This window comes from Kitasatospora sp. NPDC092286, from assembly GCF_044755565.1.
Lineage (GTDB): Bacteria > Actinomycetota > Actinomycetes > Streptomycetales > Streptomycetaceae > Kitasatospora.
The window spans coordinates 50,375-71,447 of sequence record NZ_JBIVRD010000043.1; the positions used below are offsets into that span (position 1 = coordinate 50,375).

The following is a 21,073-nucleotide window of genomic DNA, read 5'->3' on the forward strand; positions in this document are numbered from 1 at the left end:
CAGGGGTGACTCAGTGGGGAATCGAGCCCCAGAGCGGGTCTTCCTTCGGGGAGGTGGTGGGCTTCTGCCCGGCGATGATCCGGCCCTGGTTCAGCACGCTTTCCGATTGCTCGTCCCAGTAGCCGCCGTGCCCGGATGTGTCGATCTTGATGTTGTGGCCGCCGAACCCGACGATGTGGGGGCTGGGGCCCAAAGAGAAACCGCCGACGAGTCGGGTCGGGTCGTCGGTGGCTTCTCCGATCCAGAGGTGATCAGGGTTGACGCTCAGCTGGTCCGCATAGAGGACGCCCATGCCCGGGCTGCCGAGGGTGACGATGTCGTCGGCCCGCAGGCCGCCCTTCTCGCTGTCGGCGACGCCGACGGCGTAGCTGCCGTAGCTGTGCGCGACGTAGGTGAGATGGCTCTTCGGTTCGCCATGCGCCACCCGGAGGCCGTTGGAGAACTGCCGCATGTCGTCGGCGCCGTCGATTCCACGCATGGGGTTCGCTGCCTCGGGGAGGCTCTCGGGAGTGTCGTAGCCGAGGTAGGAGACCACCGACACTGTCTCGCCGGGCTGGGCGAACCGTTTGCCGTAGCCCTGGAGCTGGCGGATGCGGTCGATCTGTCCCGGGACGCCGTTCAGGTCTGTGTTGGTGCCCGGCACGAAGACGCTGGTGTGTGTGGCCTTGTCCGGGTTCCCGGTGGCGACGATCGCGCGACCGTCGGAGCCGTAGGCCTCGGGGTCGATCCCGAGGAGGAACAGCTGGTGTTCCTCGTCTTTCTGGTTCGCGGTCTCCCCGAGTTTCTTCTTGATCTCGGCAAGGGCCTTTCGGCGCTTGTCGTAGGTCGTCTGGTCGAGGCCGAGCGAGGCCGGGGAGCCGGCCTGCAAGGCGTCGAGTTTCTGGTCCAGGACGAGCCGGTTGGCCTCGTCCCGCACGGTGGCCGGCAGGCCGTCGAGCGCGCCGATCCTGGCGGCGTTCAGCGCCAGGTAGGTCTGCTGCTGGTCGGCGGTCAGGCCTTTCCACCATTCGGCGGTCTTCTGCGGATCCTTGCCGTCCGGGACGTACGCGTCGGCCAGACCCAGGTCCTTCATCACGTCCGCGGCATCGGTCCGGGTCTCGGCCATCGCCCCGGTCGCCCGCTTGCCGTCCAGGATGTCCGCGCCCAGCCGCCCGAGGGCCGTGTTGCCCTGATCGCTCGCCGCCTGGGCATCCTTCAGCGCCCGGTCGATCCGCTCCTGGTAACCGGCCCCGAGACCGGCCAGGTCGCGGCGCGCGGCCTGGGCGTCCGGGTCGTTGCGGTCCCCCGGAGCCGCTGGCGGAAGACTCACCACTCCCTCCGCCGACACCACAAGACCGAAGTCCTGAGCCCGGTGCACCGCGTTCGTCAGGTTCGTCTGCGCCTGGTACATCCGGTCCGCGACCGTGTCCAGCGTCAGCGCCGCCGCCTCCGCCTCCACCCGCACGATGTCCAACTGCTGCTCGGTACGCTCCATGAAAGGGAACGCCGCAGCGGCGTCCACTCCCTCCCAGTGCCGGCGAAGCGGCCCGTTGACCTGATTGCGATGACGGGAACCCACGGTTTCCACCGCGTGCGCCAGGGCCTTCCAGCTCTTCGCCGCCTCACGCAGCCCCTGAGGGTCGAACTTCACCAGCAGCTCGAAGACGCTCACTTCGCCCCCTGCGCCTGGCTCCACGAGCCGGCCACAGCCTGCTCATTGTGGGAATGCGCCTCAGCACTCGCATCCAGGTTCGCGCCAGTAGCCGCGATCCTCTGCCCCAGCGCCGCCAGCGGCGCGGCCCAGCCACTTCCCAACTGCCCGAGACCACCGGCCACCGACCAGCCCGCGAGCTGCCCGGAAGCCGCCGTCGCCGCAGCCAGCGCCGCCTGAACAGGCTTGGCCAGTTCTTCAGCCAGACTCTTCGCCACCTGCGCCGATGCGTGCAGTTCCTGCGGCACAACGCTGACATCCGCCAACGTAATCTCCCCCCGGAGTCAACAACACAAGGCACCCAAACGAACCCCACAATACGCTGCGCATCCACACGGATACTCAGATGCCGGGTATCCGATCCTGTCCGCAGGTCACAACGACAGACCTTCTCGGTGGGCCCTCGCCGCCCACCAGACCGCCCAACGCACCACCACCGTTACTACCCCGGCCGCCATCGAACACCATGAGTCCATCTGAGGTTTCCTCTCCGACCGCTGAGGTGACGGTCCGCCTGGCATGGCTGGCCCCCTCGCTCTCCCCGCTCTACCGGTGGCGGCACCTGCCCTGCCGGGAGCCGGGCCCGGGCGGCAACCTGGTGACCCACGCGGACCCGGCCCGGGAGGGTGGCTGGGCGCGGCGTGCTCCGCCCCCGCACCCGTGGCCAGCGCCCGGATGCGCTGGACCATCCCCTGGTCGAGAGCCTGCGGCGCCGACCCGCCACCGGGGCCGTGGCCGGCCCCGCCGTCAGCCCGTCGCCGCACCGGCTGGGCCGTGGACGGCCCAGCCTGGCCCCCGCCCCTGTGTCAGTGGCCGGTACCCGTGCCGGGCCCAGGAACCTGCCGCACCCAACTGCCCCAGGATCGCCAGCCTGTCCACCACCCAGCATGAGCCCAGGTCACCACCCACCTGAACGAGATCGCTGAGCACCACCAAGACGTACGGCAGCAGAACCACCCGTACAGACCGGTGGATCGCCGGTGACCGGCACCAATGCGTCGGCCCGGTATGGGTGCCCGCCTGGTGATGGATGAGCGCGGAAAGGGCCGTCAAGGCCCGGTCGCGGCGGCAGCCGCGATTTCGTGATCGGCGCCGTACAACCCTGCGGACGCAGTGGTGCAGAACGGCGATGGCATCCCGGTCGGGCGGAGGGAGCGGCACGGGTGGCCCGCCTGCCGCAGGCCCGGACCGCCGACACCCCGGCCAGTGCACCGGTGCGTGGCCCTGGCCATCGGGGTGAAGGCCCGCGTGACCGCTTACCTTTACTACATAAGAAGGGACATATGCCCTGACCTGCGGTTTTCCCGTCGCTAACGTCTGGTTTTCCAGACGTTGTAGCCAGAAAACCAGACGTTACGGCAGGGGGCGGTGAGGAGGCAGTGGCTCGACACGCTGCCAGGCGCCTGCGTTTTTCGGGCCTCTTGCTGTAGGTTCTTGCCGCTAAGGTCTGGTTTTCCGGAGCTAACGTCTGAAAAAACAGCCCTTAGAAACCTGGTGGCGCACCGGTCGTTGGACCGGTTCTCGGACAACGACGGCACGGTGAGGAGCAACATGGCTCGCAGGGGCAACATCGCCCTGGTGAACCTGGATACGGGGACGGTGCTGCCTGCGCCGAAGCCCCGGACGCCGCACACCATGGACGGCTCCTACACCCTCAACGCCTACACCGACGACGCGCCGCTGTACTCGCTGGCGCTGTCCGGGGCGGAGTGGGCGACGATCGACTGGGTGCGCTCGAACGGTGGGGCCGGCGCGGCCGTGAAGGTGACCGCCGCCGCCGTTGCGGGGGCGATCCTGGCTACGGAGACGACCGCGAAGACGGCGCTCGCCCGCCTGGTGAAGCTGAACATCCTGCTCAAGACCAGCCCCCGTAGCCAGACCTACCAGCTGAACCCGCGGCGCTTCTGGGAAGGCTCTGGCGACGCCCAGGTACAGGCGTGCCGTAGGTTGGATCCGCCGCCGATCACACCGGACGCCAAGGCGATCACTGCCGCGAAGAAGGCCGCCGAGAAAGCGGCCGCCAAGACGCCCGGACCGCGCCGCACGACGAACGGAGGCACCCGATGAGCGCCGCCACCCACAGCCACCACGGTGACTTCGACCCGGACAGCCTCGGCATGCCGCCCGTCTACACGCTGAACCTGTCCGCCAGCCAGCGCAGCGTCCTGGAATGGCTCACCAGCCACGGCGCCGTGTTCGCCCCGATCACGGCCGACGTCGAGGAGATCGCCCACGACTGCGGCACCTCGACCTCCACCGCGTACGAGGCCCTGGCTCGGCTGGAAGCGCTCCAGTTGGTCGAGCACCCGGACCCGGGAAGTTACCGCGTCAACCCCCGCTTCTTCTTCGCCTCCAACCCCGAGATCCGTCGCCTGGTGGGCGAAGCGCTGGAGGCCCCCGAGATCACCCTCGATGCCCGCGCCGAAGGCCCCCGGAAGGTCGGCAACGTGGACGCCCGACGCCGACGCACCATCAAGGCCGTCCCCGACCAGGAGTAAGGCGTGCGGTGCTCGAGCTGAGAGCGCTACTGTCAGTGGCGCTCGGTAACGTGTCGTGCCGTGAACGAAGTTGGGGTGGACAAGCCGGTACCAGCGACCAGTGACTCCGTCTACGTGGTGGGTTCGCCTGCCGCTCCTCGGCGGCCCGCCCGGCGGCCCCGAACGCGGACCGGTCCGAAAACACCACCACCGGGAGCGGTGCGGCCGCCGCCCTGGCCGCCGCCGACGCGAACGCACCGCTGCGCAGCGCGCTCATTGACCCGCTCGCCCGCTTCGGCCAGCCCGACCGGGTGGACGACCTGACGATCACCTTCGGCGAGGGCTGGCGGCTGGCCACCTGGAGCGCGCCGGACGCGCACGGTGTGCAGCTGCTCGTGGGCGATGGCATCCCGTCCGGCTGGACCGCCCTGCTGCCGGAGGGCCCGTGGGGGCTGGGCGGCTGGATCGCCGTTGAGCACCAGGGCGACGGGCAGCCAGACCGGCACCCCGCCGACAGCTTCGGCCGGCCCCAGAGATCCCCCACCCCCGACCTCGCCCTGGACGTCCTCCATCGCGCCGCCGTCCCGGCCGCGCTGGCCGACGAGGTGCCGGTGCCGGACCTGGCGCTGGGCCGGGCCACCGGCTGGACACCGCCCACGGACCGCGGCCTGGGCGACCCACGCCGCGACTACGCCCTCGGCGACGGCCTGGTCCACCTCACCTGGCCCGGCAACCCCGGCATCCAGGCCCTCGAACAGCGCGGCCACCAGGCTGGCTGGACCGAGGTCTACGACGACGAGGGCAACTGGGCCGCTCTCATCGCCGGCCGCCTCGTCGCCGACGCCGCCGACAACGAACCGCTGCTGGCAGACAACCCCGCCGAAGCCCTGACCCTGCTGCGCCTGGCACTCGCCCAGAACGTCGGCACGCAGTAGGACGGGCGCGGGTACGTGCACTCGTGCCGTGCGGCGGCGAGGCTGGGCGGGTGAGCATCATGAGTGAGGACCCGGTGAGCCCTGATCAGGTGTACGCGGCCCTGGTGGCCCTGAGGAGGGCGCCGGTCCTCGATCCGGAGCTGTGGCCGAACGGGCCTCAGCAGGACGACCTGCGCAGGCTGCTGGGCGTGCTGCTGGCCGTGGTGGAGCTGGAGATCACCGCCAACACCCGGTTGGGCAGCGACCAGGACACGGACGTCGCCGAAGTGCTGTTCGGGTGGACCGAGCAGGTGGGGGCGACTCCTGGTCTGTTCGCCAACGTGCTGGCCAGCCGGCTGCAGCGCACCGCTGTGCAGCTCATGGGCCTCGACGAGGACGAAGAAGGGGAGACGTCCCCGGGCCGTATGGCCTCGTCCATGGCCGTGGTCGCCGCGGCGGACACTCTGGACGCCGACCTCCACTTCCAGTCCGGTGACGTCGACGGCGTCCGGCAGGCCCTGGGCCGGGCGGAGGCGTCCGTCATCGAGATCCAGCAGAGCATGCACGACCTGCGGGTGGCCATCGGCGACGCGCAGGATGAGTGATCCCGGTCACGGACAAACCGGGAGGACAAGGCCCAAGACCCGGACGAACTGGGCGGGACAAGGTGCCTGGTCAAGGGGTCGGACAACGGGTGGGGCCAGACGGAGGACAAGGGGGGGTGTGCATCGTCGGCCGCGCCCGCGCCCGGGCGCTGGCCCGGGTGCCGGGTCGGCCACCGCGCCGGATCCGGCCTACCGCTGACGGAAGGCCACCTCGATGACCACCACCTCGTTCGCCGGCCGTCTTCGGCTGGCGCGGGACGGTCTTGGTCTTGTCGAGGCTCAGGGGCAACGCGGAAGGCCCCGAGGATTCGAACCGGGGCCTTCCGTGAGCTGAAGCTTCAGCCCAAAATGGTCAACCGCACGTGTTTGGATCCCGCCACATCTTGTTGGCATTACCTGACGCCCGCTGCCAGTGAATGACGGTGCACTGGAAGCTCTGCTGGATCTCGCTGCCGACGTTGCGCTCGTAGGACGTCGGGTAACCCATCGACCCGGCCTCGCACCCGTCCGCGCACCAGTATTCGCCGATCTCCCCCCACACGGGCCACGCGCCGCTACGAGGGGACCAGTAGATTGTTCCGTTCGCGAACTGCGTCCGGCGGCCGACGCCGTCGGGGTTGGTCAGCTCTCCTGTGAGCGGGCACCCGAGCTTCCCGCTGGATCCCCCCATCGCGACGTACCGCTTCTCGATTTCACCCAGCACCTCGTGGCCGCAGTAGGTTCCGTCTGCCCGTGCGACCGTCGATGCAGACATGACGAACGTGCTGGCCGCCAGTGCGAGCGCACTGGCGATGGCGACTGGCCTCCACCGCTTTCCAGTCTGGCCATGCACCTGAATGTGAGTCATACGTTCCCCTTGACATGGACGTTTGAACCGGAGCCCCAGCCCGCAAGCAGCGCTCGATCGGATCAACGATGAACCCGGGTTATGGAAACGAGAGCGGTCGTGAGTAGTAGCGGGTCAGCGGTTAACGGTGAGCGACGTCCTCGGCGGCGACCAGGGCGAGGGCCTGCTCGACCGAGCACTCGGCCAGCGCCGTCCGCCCGGCCTCGTCGGGCGCCGGCCGCAGTCGAAGCTGCGGCTGCCGAGGAGAAGCGCTCCCGCTCCTGGTGGCGGCGCTCCTGACTTGCTGATCCCCGCCGCAGGGCTGCTGACCTGCGGTGGTGAGTTTCGCCGACCGACCCGGTGAGTTTTGTTTCGGACCCGGTGAGTTTCGGGTGTCGCCGCAGGTCAGCGGCCGGTTAGAACGGATTGCGGTACGCCTTCCGGGTGGCGGCTGGGTGCTCGGCGGCGCGGTGGGCAGAGCCTGTGACTCTTGAGGCGCCGTCACACCTTCGAGCGGACTTCCCGGCCCCGCGCGCGGGAAGACTGGCTTTGTGACCGACACCAAGCTGTTCCGGCCCGGCACCACCGCGATCCGCCGCGACGTCCACGCCGATCGGGTGTGGACCGCGATGCCCCAGCGGGTGATCGACGACACCGGCCACGTGCTGACCCTGGCCTACTGGCCGGGCATCGAAAGCCTGGCCCCGACGACCTGGATCACCTCCACGCGCACCGGCGACGACGCCACCCGCCAGCAGGGCCTGGCAGACCTGGTGGCCGGCATCTGGACCCTGGACCACTACCGCTGGACCGGCACCGAGCTGCTGAGCCACTTCCTGAACGGCGAGTGGTTCTCCGTGCACTGCTTCCAGGACGCGACCACCCACGAGCCCCTGCGCTGGTACGTCAACTTCGAGCACCCCTACCGGCGCCGCCCCCGCCTCGGCATCGACACCATGGACCTCGCCCTCGACCTGGTCATCGCCCCCGACCTGTCGGGGCACCACTGGAAGGACCAGGCCGAGTACGCCCAGCTGCGCCGCCTCGGCCTGATCGACGACTACCTGCACCGCCAGATCGAGCGGGCCCGAGGCCGGGCGATCGGCATGCTGGACGACCGCACCGGGCCGTTCGCCGACGGCTGGCCGACCTGGGCACCGGATCCGTCCTGGCCGCTGCCGACACTGCCGCCCGGCGCCGACGAAGCCGCCGCGGCGGAGACCCCGTACCGGCCATGACGAGCAGCGACACGGGAAGCGGGCCGATCCGCGCGCGGGTGTGCGCGGTCCTGCTCCACGACGGCCTCGTCTGCCTGATCCGCCGCCAGCGCCCGGCCGGAGTACAGCTCTCCTTCTCCGGCGGCGTGGTCGAGGACGGCGAGGACCCCACCGAGGCGCTGCGCCGGGAGTTGCTCGACCCGCCGGTGCTCCGCTTCGTCCAGGACCAGTGCACCCCTCACTCAGGGGCTAAAGTGGGCGGCGACGCGCGAAACCCAGACTTTGGTAGGTCGGCGGCTTCCGCATCAACGGCTGCCGTCGGTCCGCGAAAACCGGCGGCGGCCACACTCGTGAAAATGCGCTAGAAGAACGTCTGCGCGGTCGACTCTCCGACGAAGTACGTCGAAGTGTCGTGGTTCTTGTGCACGACGCCACCTCGAACGTACTCGTCCATGCTGGTCCGCAGGCTCTTCACGTTCTCGATCTGCAGGGCGCGGGCGATGTCCCGTACCTTCCAGCTCCGCCGGGGCTGCTGGCCCAGCAGGTTGAGCACTCGCTCGCGCCTTGACGGCGACGACTCAGTGCCCTCGGGGTCATCGGCCTCCGACGCCTGGCCGTGCGTGCGGCTGGCCGTTCGTGAGCCCTCCGTGCTCTCCCGTGGCCGGGGGGCGCCGTGTTCGGCGATGTACTTGAGGTTCTCTGCGGAGGTCTGGATCTTCTGCAGCTCCCGCACGATTCCGGCGAGGCCCCGGAGCTTCTCGCGGGTCTCGCCCATCGCCCCGGCGCGGTGCTCCAACCCGGGCCGCGCGACCTGGCCGTCGCCATCCGCTGGCAGCCCACCGAGGAGCACCCACTGCCCGGCGGCGTCCTCGGCGTCAACGTCTGCTCCCGTACCGGCCACCCGGTCGGCGCCTGCCAGATCTGCAACATGATCCTCGAATCCCGCCTCGCCGACGCCGGGCTGCGCACCGCCTACGCCGACGGGCACCTGGTCGTCGTCCACCCCGACGTCGAGATCCCCGGCCAGCCCCGCCGGGAGAGCACGGCTCCCCCCGCTGCTCCCGCCCGGCCGGCCCGGCGCCGCGGGTGGCCAGCCCGCTGGCTCCGCAGCCGCACCGGACGGTAGGCCACCGGTCGCTCCCGTCCCGGCGCCTACAACTCCGTCCACCCGCACGGCCGTCGGCCGTTGTTGCCGAGCGGGTGCCAGATCGGCGCGGCTGGTCCGCGCTGGACAAGGTCCTCGATGCGGGCGGCGCCGGCCGGGATGGTGGCGAGCAGTTCGGTGGTGGCCGGGTTCTCCTCGGTGGCGAGGCGCAGGTCCGCCACCGCCGGGCGCACCTGGGCCGCGCCGGTGCCGACCAGGACCACCAGGACCCGAGGGAAGGATCGCCAGCGCCGCTCCCACGTCCGGCCCGATCCGTCCGGGCCCGCCTGCTCCCACAGCTGGGCGCAGGCCGCCAGCTGTGCCGCGGTTTCCTCGGGGAGGGTGCGGGGCCAGGTGCCGCTGGAACTGGAGACCACCGCCCGGGTCTACAACGCCCTGGTGCGCTACGCCGCTGACCTCGACACCGCCATCACCGCCGCTGACGTACGAGGCCGGTCCGATGACGGTGCGGACGGGACTTTGGCCGTCACCGGACCGGACTCCGGATCAGCCTGCCGCCGAGGGGTGGTCACGTGGGGCGGTGGCCGGTCAGTTCCTGCCAGTGGTCGTAGGCGGTGTCCAGTTCGCGTCGGGCCCGGGGGATGCGAAGGTCGTTCTTCAGCTGGGCGGTGACCTGGTGCAGGTTCTGTTCGGCCTGGCGGCGGTTGCCGGTGTCGGTGGTGACGCGCTTCAGTTCGGCTTCGGCCTCGGGGATGAGGGCTCGGAGCCGTTGGAGGGCGGGCCCGGTGTCGGCGATGGCGTTGTGGACGTGGACGACGAAGGCCCGTACGTCCGCCTCGGGGGTGTCCTCCAATGCGAGGGTGAGCAGCTCGCGCCAGCCGTTGGGCGGCGTCAGGTAGATGTAGGCCTCGGTGGGGGAGTACTGGTCGTCGATCGTGAGCCCGAGGAGCGGGTGGGTGGCGCCGGTGCGCACCCGCAGGGCGTGCTCGTGCAGATCCAGGCGGTCCGCGAGGGAGTGGAGCAGCGTTCCGCGGCCGGGGTCGCGCAGCGCGGCCAGGTGGAGCTCGGCCTTCCTCACCCGGGCCTGGTGCTCGTGCGCGGCGTCGGCCGCGGCCGAGCGGGCGTGCTCCTGCTCGGTGGCCACGTTCTGTTCCGCCCGGCGCAGGTTTCCCCGGGCTGTGCGCAGCTTGTGCCGTTCCCGGCTGTGGCGGGGGTCGAAGGCGTGCCGCCAGGTGCCGGGGTAGAGGCTCATCTGCCGGGCCACGGCGGCTACGGCGACTAGCACCGCCATGATCGACCAGAACAACGTGGTCCACACGGTTTCCGCCACGGTTTCTCCTCGACTGGGTCCGGGTGTACGAGTGCGTCCGGTCGCGTCGGCGGTGCCCGCCGTCCGTTGCCGGACGCGGGGTCAGTGGGTGGCTTCGACGGCGATGCCGACGAGCTGGAGGATGGCGTGGCCCCAGGAGGTGGCGGCGATCAGGACGCCGAAGACGACGGCGGTGAAGACGGTGAAGACCTCGTCGACGCGGCTGCGGGCGTGGGTTGCGCGTCGCAGGCGGGCGATGATGACGATCGCGAGGAACACCGACGCGCTGATCGTGTACTGCACTGCCCACCCCGGGTTTTGACTTGACGTTGTGTGAGGCTCCGGTCACCGGGAGCCTGCTGCATTCGGGTGAGCATGCCAGAGCGGCTGTCCCGCCGGGGCCTGTTTCCCCGAAACGGCCGGACGCGAACGAGTGTGGAGCCGCCGCGAGCCCGGACCCCGGGGCGGGGTTTGCCGGCCGCTAGCGCAGACCATCCCGACGCCTCTCGTCAACGAGTGGCTTCGTACTGCCCTCGATCCGACGAATGTGCGCCAAAATGTGCGATCCAAGAGTGACTTTCGAGTTAGGGTGTGTGGTGTGGAGGTGAGGTTGTGACTGACGACCTGTTCGCGTCGATCGACGCGCTGCTGGCCCGGCCGCGTCCGGTGGACGACCTGCCGGTCCCGGCCGAGCGGGAGCGGCTGCGCAAGGCCGGCGAGTACACCCAGGAGGAGCTGGCCGCGGCGCTGAAGACCCGGCGGGAGACGATCGTGCGGTGGGAGGCCGGGACGACGGATCCGCGCCCGCCCAAGCGCGAGGTCTACATCCGGTTCCTCGCGACGCTGGCGCTCCAGCACGGCACGGTGGAACCGACCGAGTGGCTGCGCCGCGCGCAGGCCGCCGGTCTCGTGCGGCCCCTCGACCAGCCGGCGGCCGCCCCGGCTCCGGCGGCCACCGCCGTGCCTGCGGTCCCGGTTGCCCCCGCTGCTGCTCCGCCCGTCCCGGTGGTGCCGGCGGCGTTCGGCGGCGGGCAGCACGACCAGGCCGTGGCCCCGGGTCGGGGGTCGCCGGACCCGGGACGCACACCCACGGGCCATCGTCGGCGGGCGCCCTCGGAAGCGGACAAGAATCTATAAGCCGCCCCCTCTGACCTGCCCCTATCCGACCGATCGGACGGCGCGGTCGCAGCGCGGGCAGACGTGGTGGGTGAGGTCGGGCGGGTACCAGCGCTGACCGGGCGCGGCCGGCCGCCACGGATCGACGGCCATGCCCGCGGTGTCGAGCCCGCAGATGGTCACCGCCGCCGGATCGCCGGGCACGTCCGGATCGGAGCCGGTCGCGTGCACGACCAGGATCACCGAATCCTCCGGCTGCTCGACCACCACCACGATGCCCACCACTCCACTGTCCGGCCCGCGCCGCCGGCTCCGCACCCGGAGACGGCCGCCAGGACCAACCCGCGCCGCGCCCTCGCCGCCGGTGAGGCCTCACCGCTCCGGTGAGTTCCGCCCCGGCTGGCCGGTGAGTTTCGCCCCGCCAACCTCACCAGTGCAGGTCACAGCCGTGCAGCGCCGCTACTGCTGCACTGCGGCGCGCTGGTGCAGCAGCAGGACAAGGGGGTGCAGCAGTCCTGCTACCGCCGCCCGAGGTTTCGCCCCGCGCCCGGCGGCGAGGCGAAACCCGGCCGGGTCGTCGGCGCCGGCGGCTACGATCCCGGGATGGACAGCGCCCCGCCGACCGCCGCCACCAACCAGCCGGCCGACGACGCGCAACCGGCCCCGCAGTGCGCCCGGCCCGGGGCACGGACAGTGCAGCAGCGGTCGGACGGCGGTGCTGTCCGGGAGGTCAGGCTTGGGGCAGTCGGAGGATGAGGCCGCGGGCGGTGTCGGTGAGGGCCTTGAGGGCGGCCGTGCTCTGGTCGGGGGTGAGGGCCCCGTCGGCCTGTGCATTCAGCTCGCATTGGACGTTGCGGTCCACCACGTTCAGCCACAGCTCGGATTTCCAGCTGGCGGCGTCGAGTGCGCGCTGGACCTGGAATGCCTCGTCGCCCAGGCCGGGGACATTGGTTGCGCTGCCGAACTTGATGAGGTGGGGGAGGCGGCCCCTCTGTGACTTGAGCGCCGCGGCGAAATTCTCCTCAAAGGTGCACTTCACGTAGGTGTCCGAGGAACCTGTTCCGCCGCGGGAAAAGCTCTGATAGCACTCGAACAGGGGGTTCTTTCCGGAGCCGATCTCCTGCCGAGGGGCCCTTCCGGCCTCGCCGAACTGGGCGGCCAGCACGGTGAAGTCGATCAAGGCGCAGAAGTCATGGGTCTTGCGGTAGCCGCCGGATTTGCCGGTGGCCTTCGGCGTCGGATCGTCGACGGCCGGATCGTCGACGGCCGGGTCGGCTGCGGCCGGGTCGGCTGCGGCCGGGTTGGCTGCGGCCGGGTTGGCTGCGGCCGGGTTGGCTGCGGCCGTTCCGGAGCTTCCGCAGCCTGCCGTGCCGAGCAGTGATACGGACAGCAGGGCGGCCGCGACAATCGACCAACGCCTTTGTTTTATTAAGTACATGACTCTCCGTCGGTTGGGTTGGGAACTGTCTCGGGCAGGTTAACGGAACAGCCCCGCGCGGCCTATGGCTTCGCCGAACCCGGGGCTGTCGTCCGCCGGATCGTCGGCCTGCGGGACGGAGCCGGCAGGCCGGAGCCGTCCCGCAGGCTGCCCTGCCCCCCTATCGCGCCGATCCGGTGCTTCCGCAGCTCCACCGGTCCGCACGCCGCATGCGCGCCGTGTGCGCCCTGTTCCCGGGCGGTGGCGGTTCCTGCAGTTGGTATAGCCATGCATACGACAGGCCGTTGTGGTGCCGCCGCCGGCGGAACCACCCTCAGGTTTGCAGGGCTGGGTGTCCCGGTCTGCCCCCGGCCGGGGGTTGGGACTGCCAGACTGGTGATCATGACCGCTGACCGACGCCGCCCGTTGCGGCAGCCGCTCTCCTCGCCCGCCGCCGACCCGCTCCAGGCCGGGGAGCGCCGCCGGCTGTTGCCGGTGGAGCGCTCGCCGTTCCAGCAGCCGCCCGCCGCAGCCCCTGACCATTCCCGGCGGCCCGCGGCCGACGGGCGCCGTGCGCTCGGGCCGGGCGGGCTCGCCTTCACCCCGCCCGGCCCGCAGGACTGAGCCCGGCTACACCGCGGCGGCGGCGCGTCCGGTGGCGCGTCCGGTGGCGGTGGCGGCGTTCAGTTCGTCGGCGAGGAGGGTGAGCTCGCGCCCCAGGTCGCCGAGCACGCAGCCGGGCATGGCCGCGGCGAGCGCGCAGACGGCGACCAGGGCGAGCCGCTCGCCGGCGCGGAGCTCGGGCAGTGTGCCGGTGTGGGTGGCTCCGAGCAGCACGTCCGCCGCCAGGTGGTAGCGCAGCTCTTCGACGAGCTGGCCCTCGCCGCCGGGGATGACCTCGAGGGCGCTGGCCTGGACGATCGCCTCGGCCGCCTGACCCAGCACCCGGGCATGGCCTTCATCGTCCTGGCGGGCGGCGAGCCCGCGCACCCACACGGCCGCCGCCTCCCCCGCCTCGGCGGCCAGCGCGAGTGCCTCGTGCGTGGCGCGCTCGCGTTCCTCGCGCGCGGCCGCGGCCTGTTCCGCGCGCTCGTCGCCGGCGACGAGGCCGTCCGGATCGTCGTCGGCCGGCCGGGGATCGGACACGGGCAGGAAGGAGAGCGAGTTCGTCATGACCGGTGAACCGGCCCCGGCCCCGGACCGTTACGGCCCCGGCGGTGCGCAGCCGGGCCCGGCCGCGTCCGGGATGCCACCGCGGGGCGGCCGATCCCCCCGGGCCCTCTTGTGGGTGACATGGTGTCGGGCATGAATGAGACAAATCACACTGTGTCTGATGATTCCGACCTTCTGGGCAGGGTGGAGCGGAACCTGGCCGAGCACGCCTGTCATCTGCACCGCCCCATGGAGCACGCGAGCGTCACCGCGACGGCTGATCTCGTCGTCGCCGACAGCGGGCTCGACGACGACACCTTCAACATCGTGGCGGCCGCGCGATTCACCGACGAGACCGCTCCCGGCCGTGTGGCGGAGACGGTGCGGGCCTTGACCGCGACGGGCCGGCCGTTCTCCTGGTGGGTCGGTCCCGCCACCACACCCCCGGACCTGGCCGTGCTCCTGAGCGGTCACGGCCTTGAGGCGTCGGAGACCGAGACCGGTATGTGGATGGACCTGCCCGCCGCCCCGCCGGAGCCGCACGTCGAGGGTCTGGACATCCGCCTGGTGACGACTTCCGAGCAGCTCGCGGACTACGCGATGGTCCTGGCGGCGAACTGGGATCCGCCGGCCGTCACGGTCCGCCGCTTCTTCGCCGATGCGGCCGTGTGGGCTCTGGCGCCCGACTGTCCCGCGCGCTACCTCGTCGGCTACGTGGAGGGACGGCCGGTCTGCTCGGCCGAGGTCTTCCTCTCGGCGGGGGTCGCCGGGATCTACAACATCGCGACCCTCGCCTCCGAGCGCCGCCGCGGATACGGCGGGGCCATCACCCTGGCCACCTTGCGCACGGCCTACAGGGAGGGCTACCGCACCGCAGTGCTGCAGGCGTCCTCGGACGGGAAACCGGTCTACCGCCGTCTCGGGTTCCAGGCCTGCGGCCGGTTCACCGAGTACGCGGTCACTCCCTGAGACCTCCGCCCCAGCCCGGGGTCGGCGGACACCGACTCACCGACCCCGGGCCTCGGCAGAAGAGGACGCCATCCACGGATGCGGACGAGGGGCCTTTCGAGCGGCCTCTGTCAGTCGAGCGGGTGCCGACGCTGACCGGCCGCCACGGGTCGACCGCCATGCCTGCGGTGTCGAGCCCGCAGGCCGTCACCGCCGTCGGATCGCCGGGCACGTCCGGATCGGAGCCGGTCGCGTGCACGACCAGTCGCACGGGGTCCTCCGGGCTGCTCGACCACCACCACGATGTCCACCACTCCCATCCTCCAGGAGCCTCGCGCGCCCCAGGAGGCGGCCGAGGCGGACAGGGAGATTTTGGCGGCGCGTCCATCTGTTCCGCCTTGGCTCAAGGGTGTCCGCATCGTGGATCGAAGTCGTGATGCACGTCACTATTTTGCCTTTTCTTGGGGATTCTTCGGCTTGCCCATGTCTCTATATATCGGACGACGGGCGGCAAATTGGCGGGGATGTGGATCGGGAATTTCCAGTTCCCCTTTCTGGAAGAAAATATGATTGCAGGCGAACGCTCGTGCGGGTTAGTGTTCTGTACACCTTCGAAGATTTCGAAGGAGAGAGGGGGAAAACAAATGAAAAAGGCAACATCCGCTGTCGTTGCGTTGGCGAGCGGCGCCATTATGGCGCTCAGTTCCATTCCGGCCCACGCGGCCGTGCAGGAAACCGAGCCGACCTCGCGCACGGTGACCGTCGGGATGAACTTCGCGGGCTACGACAAGAAGACCGCCGAAGCCAATGGCTACGTCATCAAGAAGACCGCCAAGGGCTCCGAATACTCGGTCAAGAAGGACGCCTCGCCGGCCGAGGAGCAGGAGCTCGCCGACCAGGCCGACGCCCGTGACGCCGCGGCCCTCATCGACAACACCGGTGAGGTCCACGGGAACTGCGGAAGCGCCTGGATCACCCTGACCGGGAACTCGAACCACCATGGCCAGCTCTCCACCGGGTTCGAGATCTTCAACCAGAAGGCCTGGTGGTACGAGTGGGGCGTCTCCGTCGTGGACGTGAACGGCAGTAGCCACCAGGGGTGGGGGCCGTCCACGCTGGACTTCCAGTCCCAGTGGTCGGGGTCCCGGTCCGTCACTCTGTACGGCTCCGCCTACGCCACGATCATCCCCGGTGACAGCTACGCCGAGCTGGCCGACGGCACGTACTGCACCGCCGGTCCGGCGTCGGCGTACGACTGGTTCGGATAAGAGTTCGCAGGCCACGATGGTGCGCACAACAAAGCAAGGCGCGCCATGGATGGTCGGTACGTTTTGAGGGTAGGAGGCGGTGCGGCATCATCATGGATGCCGCACCGCCTCCGCACAACCAATAGGGTCGAATTTGTTCTTCGAAAACGGTGAGAGCCGTGACAGTGACAATGGGAAGCCGCTTCCCTCAGAGATCGTGGGCAGCCTGGGAAGGCCTGTCGCGGTAATCGATGGCGCAGACGATCAATGGATATGGAATGCCGACCGGGGGACGATCGACGGTGTGCCGATCGGGGTGGAAATCACCTACACCCGCTCCGCTCTTCTCATGGCGTCCGTGGAGACTCTCCGACCCATCGCTTCCGCAGACGCGCCACCCGCCAGCATGCACCACGCGACTGCTGCGGGGCGGTTCGTCGCCCAGACACTGCGCGCGGAACAGCGACACGGTGGATTGCGGATGTCCCAGCTCATGGAACAGTCCATCCAGAGCGTCAAGACGGCGCCCGCAACCGACACCGAACTCGTCATCGAGGGCATCCGTCATCCCGCGCGCCGACTGACCCGCGAGGGTTGCACATCCGTCATGACATGCGTCGACGACGTGCTGGTCATCTGCTCCGTGTCGTCCCTCGCTGGTCCGGTGCCCAACCTCAGGTGGACCCAGACCTCTCCCGGATGGTACGACGCCGAGCGCCGCTAACCCCCCTCGCCCCCGCTCACCGCTGCCGGCGAGGCCAACAGCGGTGAGCGGCAGTTGTCGGTCTGCTGTGACTCGACCACCAGTCAGGATGCCAACCGCCCACCCTCCACCCGGACCGCAAGCCCCGCACCCCCAGGAGGCGGCCGGCGGTACCACCCCGCACGCCGCGCGGCCGGTGCTTCCTCCCCTGCACCGGTGAGTTTCGCCCCGCAGTTTTGTCCCGCCGAACTCCCCACCACAGGTCAGGACCAGTGCGATTCCGAACCGCACCCTGCGAAGCCGTCCGTAGCTGGCTGCCCTGCAGAACGGCCGCGTGGCGAAGCCGCTGCAACCTGACCCACCCGCGCAGCATGGCGCGGTGCTGCATCCCGCTGCCCGTGCAGCGCCGCATGCTGCATCCCCGGTCCCGTTCAACAGCCTTCCGGGGTTTCGCCCCGCGCCCGGCGGCGAGGCGAAACCCGGCCGGGTCGTCGGCGCCGGCGGCTACGATCCCGGGATGGACAGCGCCCCGCCGACCGCCGCCACCAACCCGCTGGCCGACGACGCGCAACCGGCCCCGCGGTGCGCCCGGCCGGGCTGCGCGAACCCGGCGCCCAAGGGCTCCACCGGGCGGCCGCGCACCTATTGCTCGCGCTCGTGCCGCAGCAAGGTCGACCGCGCCAAGGCCAAGGCCCGCGAAGAAGCAGCACAAGCAGCAGCGAGCACCGCTGCACCCGACGCCGCCGCACCGCCCCGTGCAGCAACCGGCCCCACTGCCGCACCGGCCAGTGCAGCAACCGCTGCGCTCGCGGCACCTGCTGCACCGGCGGCCGCCGCCGGGGCCGACGACGACCTCGCCCACTGGGGAGAAGACGGCCGGCACCTCCTCGGGACCGCCGACGCGCTGCGCCGCCGCCTGGCCCGCTTCCTGGAGGAAGCCTCCGCCGGCGATCCGGCCGCCGCGTTCGCGGAGCTGGCGAAGGTGCTGCCCGTCTACGGCACCCGCGCCTACATGGGCCGCGCAGGAGATCCGGGGCAAGGCCCGCTGGCCGGACCTGAGCGAGGACGAGCGCCTGGTCGCCCGCTCGCGCGAGCGCCTCGACCGCTGGGACCTCGACGGCGGCGACGGCCCGGGCGACGCCGGTGGCTCCGGCGCCGGGGGGACTAACGCCTCGCGGGGCGAAACCCCCGCGCCTGAGCCTGAGCCGCACGTCCAGCAGGCGCCGGCCCGGCGGTCCGCGGCCGAGGCCGCCGAGCAGGCCCGCCGGGAGGCCTGCACCGACCCGGAGATCCGCTTCGACTTCCCCGACCTCCTGGACGACCTGGAGCCCACCTTCGGTCCCGGCTGGGAGCTCGGCTCCTGGCTCGACCCCGACGCCCAGGGCGTCCTCCAACTGCGCCACGACAGCACGCCGATCGGATGGAGCGCCCTCCTCTACCAGCCGCCGGGCGCCCGGCTCCTCGTCGACAACCTCTCCCGCCCCAAGACCCACCCGACCACGGACCTCGCGCTGGACACCATCCTGCGCGCCCACCAGGCCCGGCCAGCCTCCGTTCGCTGACCGGCCCTCACCAGGGCGCGGGGCCGCCGGACCACCCGGCCGGCCTCCGCCCGCTGACCCGGCCTCACCAGGGCGCAGAGCCACAGTGGTGGTGCCGATGATCGCCTCCAGCAGCGTCTGCTCGGTGGCCAAGGCGTCGGCCGCCGGGTGCTGCACCACAACGACCTCGCGGTGCACCGCGAGGACAACGTGCTGCACCGCCGCGATAAGCCGGAGCAGCATCAGGGCCAGGAAGGCGCAGAACCTCTTGTCCTGGGGCTGTTGCTCGAGGTTGCCCCAGGCATGCCTGGAGGCCACCGAGGGAGAGCAGTTTGTTCCGGCCGGACGTTGCTGCGCCCAGCAACCCAGCGTGCAGGCGTGGGGTGGCCCCGGCCACGGCGCAGTGCGGCACCAGCTGGCGTCAGCGCAGCAGCCGGGTTCTGAAGGCTTCCAAACTCTCAAGTAACACGTCGCAGCCAACACGGATCTCGGCGGCGAGTTCGGCCGCTTCCCGTTTGCGGCCAGCACGGTCCAGGGCTTCGAGCTCGTCGACCGCCTCCGCTAGTGTGGTGATTGTCCGACGGCCAACCACTGCGATGACGTAGGTCGGACGTTCGGTGGCTATCACCGTCTCTGCAGCGATACGAGCGATTGTGAGCAGTCGATCGGCGCTTAGGTGAGCCTTCTGGGCGAACGAGATGGTCTCCGTGTAGCCGCCTTGGGGCAACTGGTCCTGCCTGAGGGTTTCGCGTGCGCCGCACGCCCGCAGGAACGCAAGGACGGCCTGTTCCGCGACGAAGGCCTGTCTACCGTCCTTGAAAGAGATCTCGGCCATTGTGTGCCACCCATGTTGAGCATGCCGCTGTATCCGGCTTGTTCGACTGGCACGGCTTGTGACACCGACCTTCAAGGCATCCAGCTCGTCGCACTCCGCGATATATAGCACGGCGCCGGCGTCGGCCAGCGCATGGAAGTTCCGCCCTTGACTGACGCCTACCGTCTTGGCCTGCATGCCGAGATAGTGCCGGATGGCACCGACAACTCGGGGCCCCACAGTACAGATCACCAGGACGCAGGGCCGCCGTAGTGCTGCCGGGCAACAGCCTCCAGCAGCGCCTGCCGCGCGCCCCACAGCCGGCCCTGCTCGGCGGCCAGGGCGTCGGCCGCCCACACCGGCAACGGCCGCCCGAGCGCGGCTTTCTCCAGTGCCCCCTCCAGCGCGGTGGCGGCCTGCTTCCAGTCCTCCAGCTGCCGGATCAGGCTCCGTACGAAGACGTCGACGGCCCGGCCCGGGTCCTGCCCGTCCTGGCGGGCCTCCTGGGTCACCTCGCCGAGAGCGTCCTCGTCCAGGCCCTCGAACGCCTCCGCCCACCGCGAGGCCACCAGCCGCTGATGGCCGGCCAGCACGCTCTGCAGCCCGTCGTCGACCGACTCCTGCGACCAAGGAAGCGGGGACTGCGGCGCCCGGCCCACGATGGCGAAGGCCCGGCCGGCGACGCCCGGCCCTAACCCGGCGCCGCCGCGTCGAGGGCGGGAAGAGGAAGTGTTGCTCACCCCCGCTCCAACGCCGCCGGACCCACGTTCGTCACCCCGGCCGCCGACCCGGCGGCGCGAGGCCGGCCGATCCGGCTTGCCGCAGGCCCGCTCGAGGTACTGTCCGATCAGAGCCTGAGCCGCCGTTACGGCGCGCGTTCGGGCCCAGAGAGGCGAAAGAGCCCGCTGGAGATCCCCGGGTGTCTCCCCGGAAGCCTCGTCCCAGCCAGATCGGTGATAGGCGGCGCGCCAGGCCGACCGCCGAGCCGACCAGGAGCCCCGCCGTGACCGACACCGCTACCACCGACCCGCAGTTCCCGATGCCCGGGCGACCACACCGGGCCGACGACTGGTGGGTGGAGGTTGGCCATCGGCGCTCACCGGTGCTCGGCGGGCAGCGGGTCGGTGGCCGGTCCCGGGGTCACGTCCTGGGTCCGGTCGGCACCGTCGATGTCGTGTTCTTCGGGCACCACCACCGCGGTGTCCTCTTCGGTGGGTAGCAGGTCGGCGGTGAGCAGGGGGATGCCGAGTCGGTGGGCGGTGGCGGCGCACAGCGCGTCCGGCATCGGCAGGTCGACGCCGCCGGCGGCGGCCTGGTCGGTGAGCTCCAGGGCGAGAGCGGTGTCGGCGGCGACCAGGGCGAGGGCCTGCTCGACCGAGCACTCGGCCAGCGCCGTCCGCCCGGCCTCGTCGGGCGCCGGCCGCAGTCGAAGCTGCGGCTGCCGAGGAGAAGCGCTCCCGCTCCTGGTGGCGGCGCTCCTGACTTGCTGATCCCCGCCGCAGGGCTGCTGACCTGCGGTGGTGAGTTTCGCCGACCGACCGGTGAGTCTTCCTCCTGGGCCCGGTGAGATTGCCCAGCCCGGGCAGCCACCGGTCGGTGAGTTTCGGGTATCTACCCAGGTCAGAGGCCGGTGAGAACGGGACTGCCCCGTTCTCACCGGCCCGGGGCTGGACCGTCCGGGTGGACGTCAGGTTGGACGGCCAGGCCGGGCGGCAGAGCCTTGTGAACGCGTCGTGGCCGCCGGTCGCTGGTGTGGGCACCATGATGCCGGTACGCCCGTCGGGGACGGTGGGGTCGGTGAGTTCGGCTGCGCCCCGGCTGCGTCTCGCCGAACGAGTAGCACAGATGTCGGGTTTGTGGTGCTGCCATTGGAAGGTAGTGTCTGGCCGCCGCGCGTCTAGGCCGCGTATTCGGTCGTGATCAATGGGTTCGGGTGAGGTCCTTGATCCAGATCATTGCGCCGCGGAGGTGAAGGCCGGCGAGGTAGCTTTC

Annotated in this window: 26 protein-coding genes; 13 read left to right on the forward strand and 13 right to left on the reverse strand. The window is 70.7% G+C overall.

Features of this window, described 5'->3' with window-relative positions; translation table 11 throughout:
* Nucleotides 1–10: 10 nt before the first annotated feature.
* Both ACIQIB_RS32320 and ACIQIB_RS32325 read right to left on the reverse strand, forming a co-directional pair.
* A complete protein-coding gene (locus tag ACIQIB_RS32320; protein WP_400762363.1) occupies nt 11–1,651 on the reverse strand; it encodes an alpha/beta hydrolase in 1,641 nt (546 codons plus the stop codon).
* Entirely contained in the window at nt 1,648–1,956 is a 309-nt protein-coding gene (locus ACIQIB_RS32325) for a hypothetical protein (protein ID WP_363614252.1), read from the reverse strand. The genes ACIQIB_RS32320 and ACIQIB_RS32325 overlap by 4 nt, the downstream gene beginning before the upstream one ends.
* Nucleotides 1,957–3,241: 1,285 nt before the next feature.
* Between ACIQIB_RS32325 and ACIQIB_RS32330 the strand changes: the two genes are divergently transcribed.
* The 4 genes from ACIQIB_RS32330 to ACIQIB_RS32345 all read left to right on the forward strand — a co-directional run bounded on the left by ACIQIB_RS32330 (nt 3,242) and on the right by ACIQIB_RS32345 (nt 5,686).
* Nucleotides 3,242–3,757 carry a MarR family transcriptional regulator gene (locus ACIQIB_RS32330; RefSeq protein WP_363614254.1) on the forward strand — a complete coding sequence of 172 codons (516 nt, stop codon included), beginning with the start codon at nt 3,242–3,244 and terminating at the stop codon, nt 3,755–3,757.
* Nucleotides 3,754–4,188, forward strand: coding sequence for a MarR family transcriptional regulator (locus ACIQIB_RS32335; protein WP_355675980.1), 435 nt, complete (start codon nt 3,754–3,756; stop codon nt 4,186–4,188). Before ACIQIB_RS32330 ends, ACIQIB_RS32335 begins: the two co-directional genes overlap by 4 nt.
* Before the next feature lie 290 nt (nt 4,189–4,478).
* The gene (locus tag ACIQIB_RS32340) at nt 4,479–5,102 is read left to right on the forward strand and encodes a hypothetical protein (RefSeq protein ID WP_400762366.1); all 624 of its coding nucleotides are present in this window, start codon (nt 4,479–4,481) and stop codon (nt 5,100–5,102) included.
* A 50-nt stretch (nt 5,103–5,152) separates the two neighbouring features.
* Nucleotides 5,153–5,686, forward strand: coding sequence for a hypothetical protein (locus ACIQIB_RS32345; protein WP_400762368.1), 534 nt, complete (start codon nt 5,153–5,155; stop codon nt 5,684–5,686).
* A 352-nt stretch (nt 5,687–6,038) separates the two neighbouring features.
* Here ACIQIB_RS32345 and ACIQIB_RS32350 read toward each other — a convergent pair whose 3' ends face one another.
* Complete coding sequence (locus tag ACIQIB_RS32350; RefSeq protein ID WP_400762370.1) at nt 6,039–6,533, reverse strand: LGFP repeat-containing protein; 495 nt, start codon at nt 6,531–6,533, stop codon at nt 6,039–6,041.
* A 530-nt stretch (nt 6,534–7,063) separates the two neighbouring features.
* On the opposite strand from ACIQIB_RS32350, the gene ACIQIB_RS32355 reads away from it, so the two are divergent.
* Nucleotides 7,064–7,750, forward strand: coding sequence for a DUF402 domain-containing protein (locus ACIQIB_RS32355; RefSeq protein WP_400762372.1), 687 nt, complete (start codon nt 7,064–7,066; stop codon nt 7,748–7,750).
* Nucleotides 7,747–8,094 (forward strand): NUDIX domain-containing protein, encoded by a 348-nt coding sequence (locus ACIQIB_RS32360; RefSeq protein WP_400762374.1) that lies wholly within the window; start codon nt 7,747–7,749, stop codon nt 8,092–8,094. The genes ACIQIB_RS32355 and ACIQIB_RS32360 overlap by 4 nt, the downstream gene beginning before the upstream one ends.
* On the opposite strand, the gene ACIQIB_RS32365 is transcribed toward ACIQIB_RS32360, so the two are convergent.
* Nucleotides 8,091–8,504, reverse strand: coding sequence for a hypothetical protein (locus tag ACIQIB_RS32365; RefSeq protein ID WP_400762376.1), 414 nt, complete (start codon nt 8,502–8,504; stop codon nt 8,091–8,093). The genes ACIQIB_RS32360 and ACIQIB_RS32365 overlap by 4 nt on opposite strands.
* Before the next feature lie 12 nt (nt 8,505–8,516).
* Between ACIQIB_RS32365 and ACIQIB_RS32370 the strand changes: the two genes are divergently transcribed.
* Nucleotides 8,517–8,855: a hypothetical protein gene (locus ACIQIB_RS32370; protein WP_400762378.1), complete on the forward strand. Its 339-nt coding sequence runs from the start codon at nt 8,517–8,519 to the stop codon at nt 8,853–8,855.
* Nucleotides 8,856–8,881: 26 nt separating this feature from the next.
* Here ACIQIB_RS32370 and ACIQIB_RS32375 read toward each other — a convergent pair whose 3' ends face one another.
* The 3 genes from ACIQIB_RS32375 to ACIQIB_RS32385 all read right to left on the reverse strand — a co-directional run bounded on the left by ACIQIB_RS32375 (nt 8,882) and on the right by ACIQIB_RS32385 (nt 10,446).
* Nucleotides 8,882–9,250, reverse strand: coding sequence for a hypothetical protein (locus ACIQIB_RS32375; RefSeq protein WP_400762380.1), 369 nt, complete (start codon nt 9,248–9,250; stop codon nt 8,882–8,884).
* A 152-nt stretch (nt 9,251–9,402) separates the two neighbouring features.
* The gene (locus tag ACIQIB_RS32380; protein ID WP_400762382.1) at nt 9,403–10,164 is read right to left on the reverse strand and encodes a hypothetical protein; all 762 of its coding nucleotides are present in this window, start codon (nt 10,162–10,164) and stop codon (nt 9,403–9,405) included.
* Between the two features lie 81 nt (nt 10,165–10,245).
* On the reverse strand, nt 10,246–10,446 hold the full coding sequence (locus ACIQIB_RS32385; RefSeq protein ID WP_400762384.1) for a hypothetical protein: 201 nt from the start codon (nt 10,444–10,446) through the stop codon (nt 10,246–10,248).
* Nucleotides 10,447–10,755: 309 nt separating this feature from the next.
* Between ACIQIB_RS32385 and ACIQIB_RS32390 the strand changes: the two genes are divergently transcribed.
* Complete coding sequence (locus tag ACIQIB_RS32390; RefSeq protein ID WP_400762386.1) at nt 10,756–11,280, forward strand: helix-turn-helix transcriptional regulator; 525 nt, start codon at nt 10,756–10,758, stop codon at nt 11,278–11,280.
* 21 nt (nt 11,281–11,301) lie between these two features.
* On the opposite strand, the gene ACIQIB_RS32395 is transcribed toward ACIQIB_RS32390, so the two are convergent.
* Nucleotides 11,302–11,541: a hypothetical protein gene (locus ACIQIB_RS32395; RefSeq protein WP_400762387.1), complete on the reverse strand. Its 240-nt coding sequence runs from the start codon at nt 11,539–11,541 to the stop codon at nt 11,302–11,304.
* A 448-nt stretch (nt 11,542–11,989) separates the two neighbouring features.
* A complete protein-coding gene (locus tag ACIQIB_RS32400; protein WP_400762389.1) occupies nt 11,990–12,697 on the reverse strand; it encodes a hypothetical protein in 708 nt (235 codons plus the stop codon).
* Between the two features lie 381 nt (nt 12,698–13,078).
* Between ACIQIB_RS32400 and ACIQIB_RS32405 the strand changes: the two genes are divergently transcribed.
* On the forward strand, nt 13,079–13,300 hold the full coding sequence (locus ACIQIB_RS32405; protein WP_400762391.1) for a hypothetical protein: 222 nt from the start codon (nt 13,079–13,081) through the stop codon (nt 13,298–13,300).
* A 6-nt stretch (nt 13,301–13,306) separates the two neighbouring features.
* Here the strand turns inward: ACIQIB_RS32405 and ACIQIB_RS32410 are convergent, their stop codons facing one another.
* On the reverse strand, nt 13,307–13,849 hold the full coding sequence (locus ACIQIB_RS32410) for a hypothetical protein (RefSeq protein WP_400762393.1): 543 nt from the start codon (nt 13,847–13,849) through the stop codon (nt 13,307–13,309).
* Between the two features lie 183 nt (nt 13,850–14,032).
* Here ACIQIB_RS32410 and ACIQIB_RS32415 point away from each other — a divergent pair, with 183 nt between their 5' ends.
* From ACIQIB_RS32415 to ACIQIB_RS32430, 4 genes are all read left to right on the forward strand, one after another.
* Complete coding sequence (locus ACIQIB_RS32415) at nt 14,033–14,797, forward strand: GNAT family N-acetyltransferase (protein ID WP_400762405.1); 765 nt, start codon at nt 14,033–14,035, stop codon at nt 14,795–14,797.
* Between the two features lie 671 nt (nt 14,798–15,468).
* Nucleotides 15,469–16,044, forward strand: coding sequence for a hypothetical protein (locus ACIQIB_RS32420; RefSeq protein ID WP_400762395.1), 576 nt, complete (start codon nt 15,469–15,471; stop codon nt 16,042–16,044).
* 196 nt (nt 16,045–16,240) lie between these two features.
* A complete protein-coding gene (locus ACIQIB_RS32425) occupies nt 16,241–16,747 on the forward strand; it encodes a hypothetical protein (RefSeq protein ID WP_400762397.1) in 507 nt (168 codons plus the stop codon).
* A 767-nt stretch (nt 16,748–17,514) separates the two neighbouring features.
* A complete protein-coding gene (locus ACIQIB_RS32430) occupies nt 17,515–18,288 on the forward strand; it encodes a hypothetical protein (protein WP_400762399.1) in 774 nt (257 codons plus the stop codon).
* A 400-nt stretch (nt 18,289–18,688) separates the two neighbouring features.
* On the opposite strand, the gene ACIQIB_RS32435 is transcribed toward ACIQIB_RS32430, so the two are convergent.
* From ACIQIB_RS32435 to ACIQIB_RS32445, 3 genes are all read right to left on the reverse strand, one after another.
* Nucleotides 18,689–19,279, reverse strand: coding sequence for a hypothetical protein (locus ACIQIB_RS32435; RefSeq protein ID WP_400762400.1), 591 nt, complete (start codon nt 19,277–19,279; stop codon nt 18,689–18,691).
* 50 nt (nt 19,280–19,329) lie between these two features.
* Nucleotides 19,330–19,740 (reverse strand): hypothetical protein, encoded by a 411-nt coding sequence (locus ACIQIB_RS32440; protein ID WP_400762401.1) that lies wholly within the window; start codon nt 19,738–19,740, stop codon nt 19,330–19,332.
* A gap of 437 nt (nt 19,741–20,177) precedes the next feature.
* Nucleotides 20,178–20,366: a hypothetical protein gene (locus ACIQIB_RS32445; RefSeq protein WP_400762403.1), complete on the reverse strand. Its 189-nt coding sequence runs from the start codon at nt 20,364–20,366 to the stop codon at nt 20,178–20,180.
* Nucleotides 20,367–21,073: the final 707 nt, after the last annotated feature.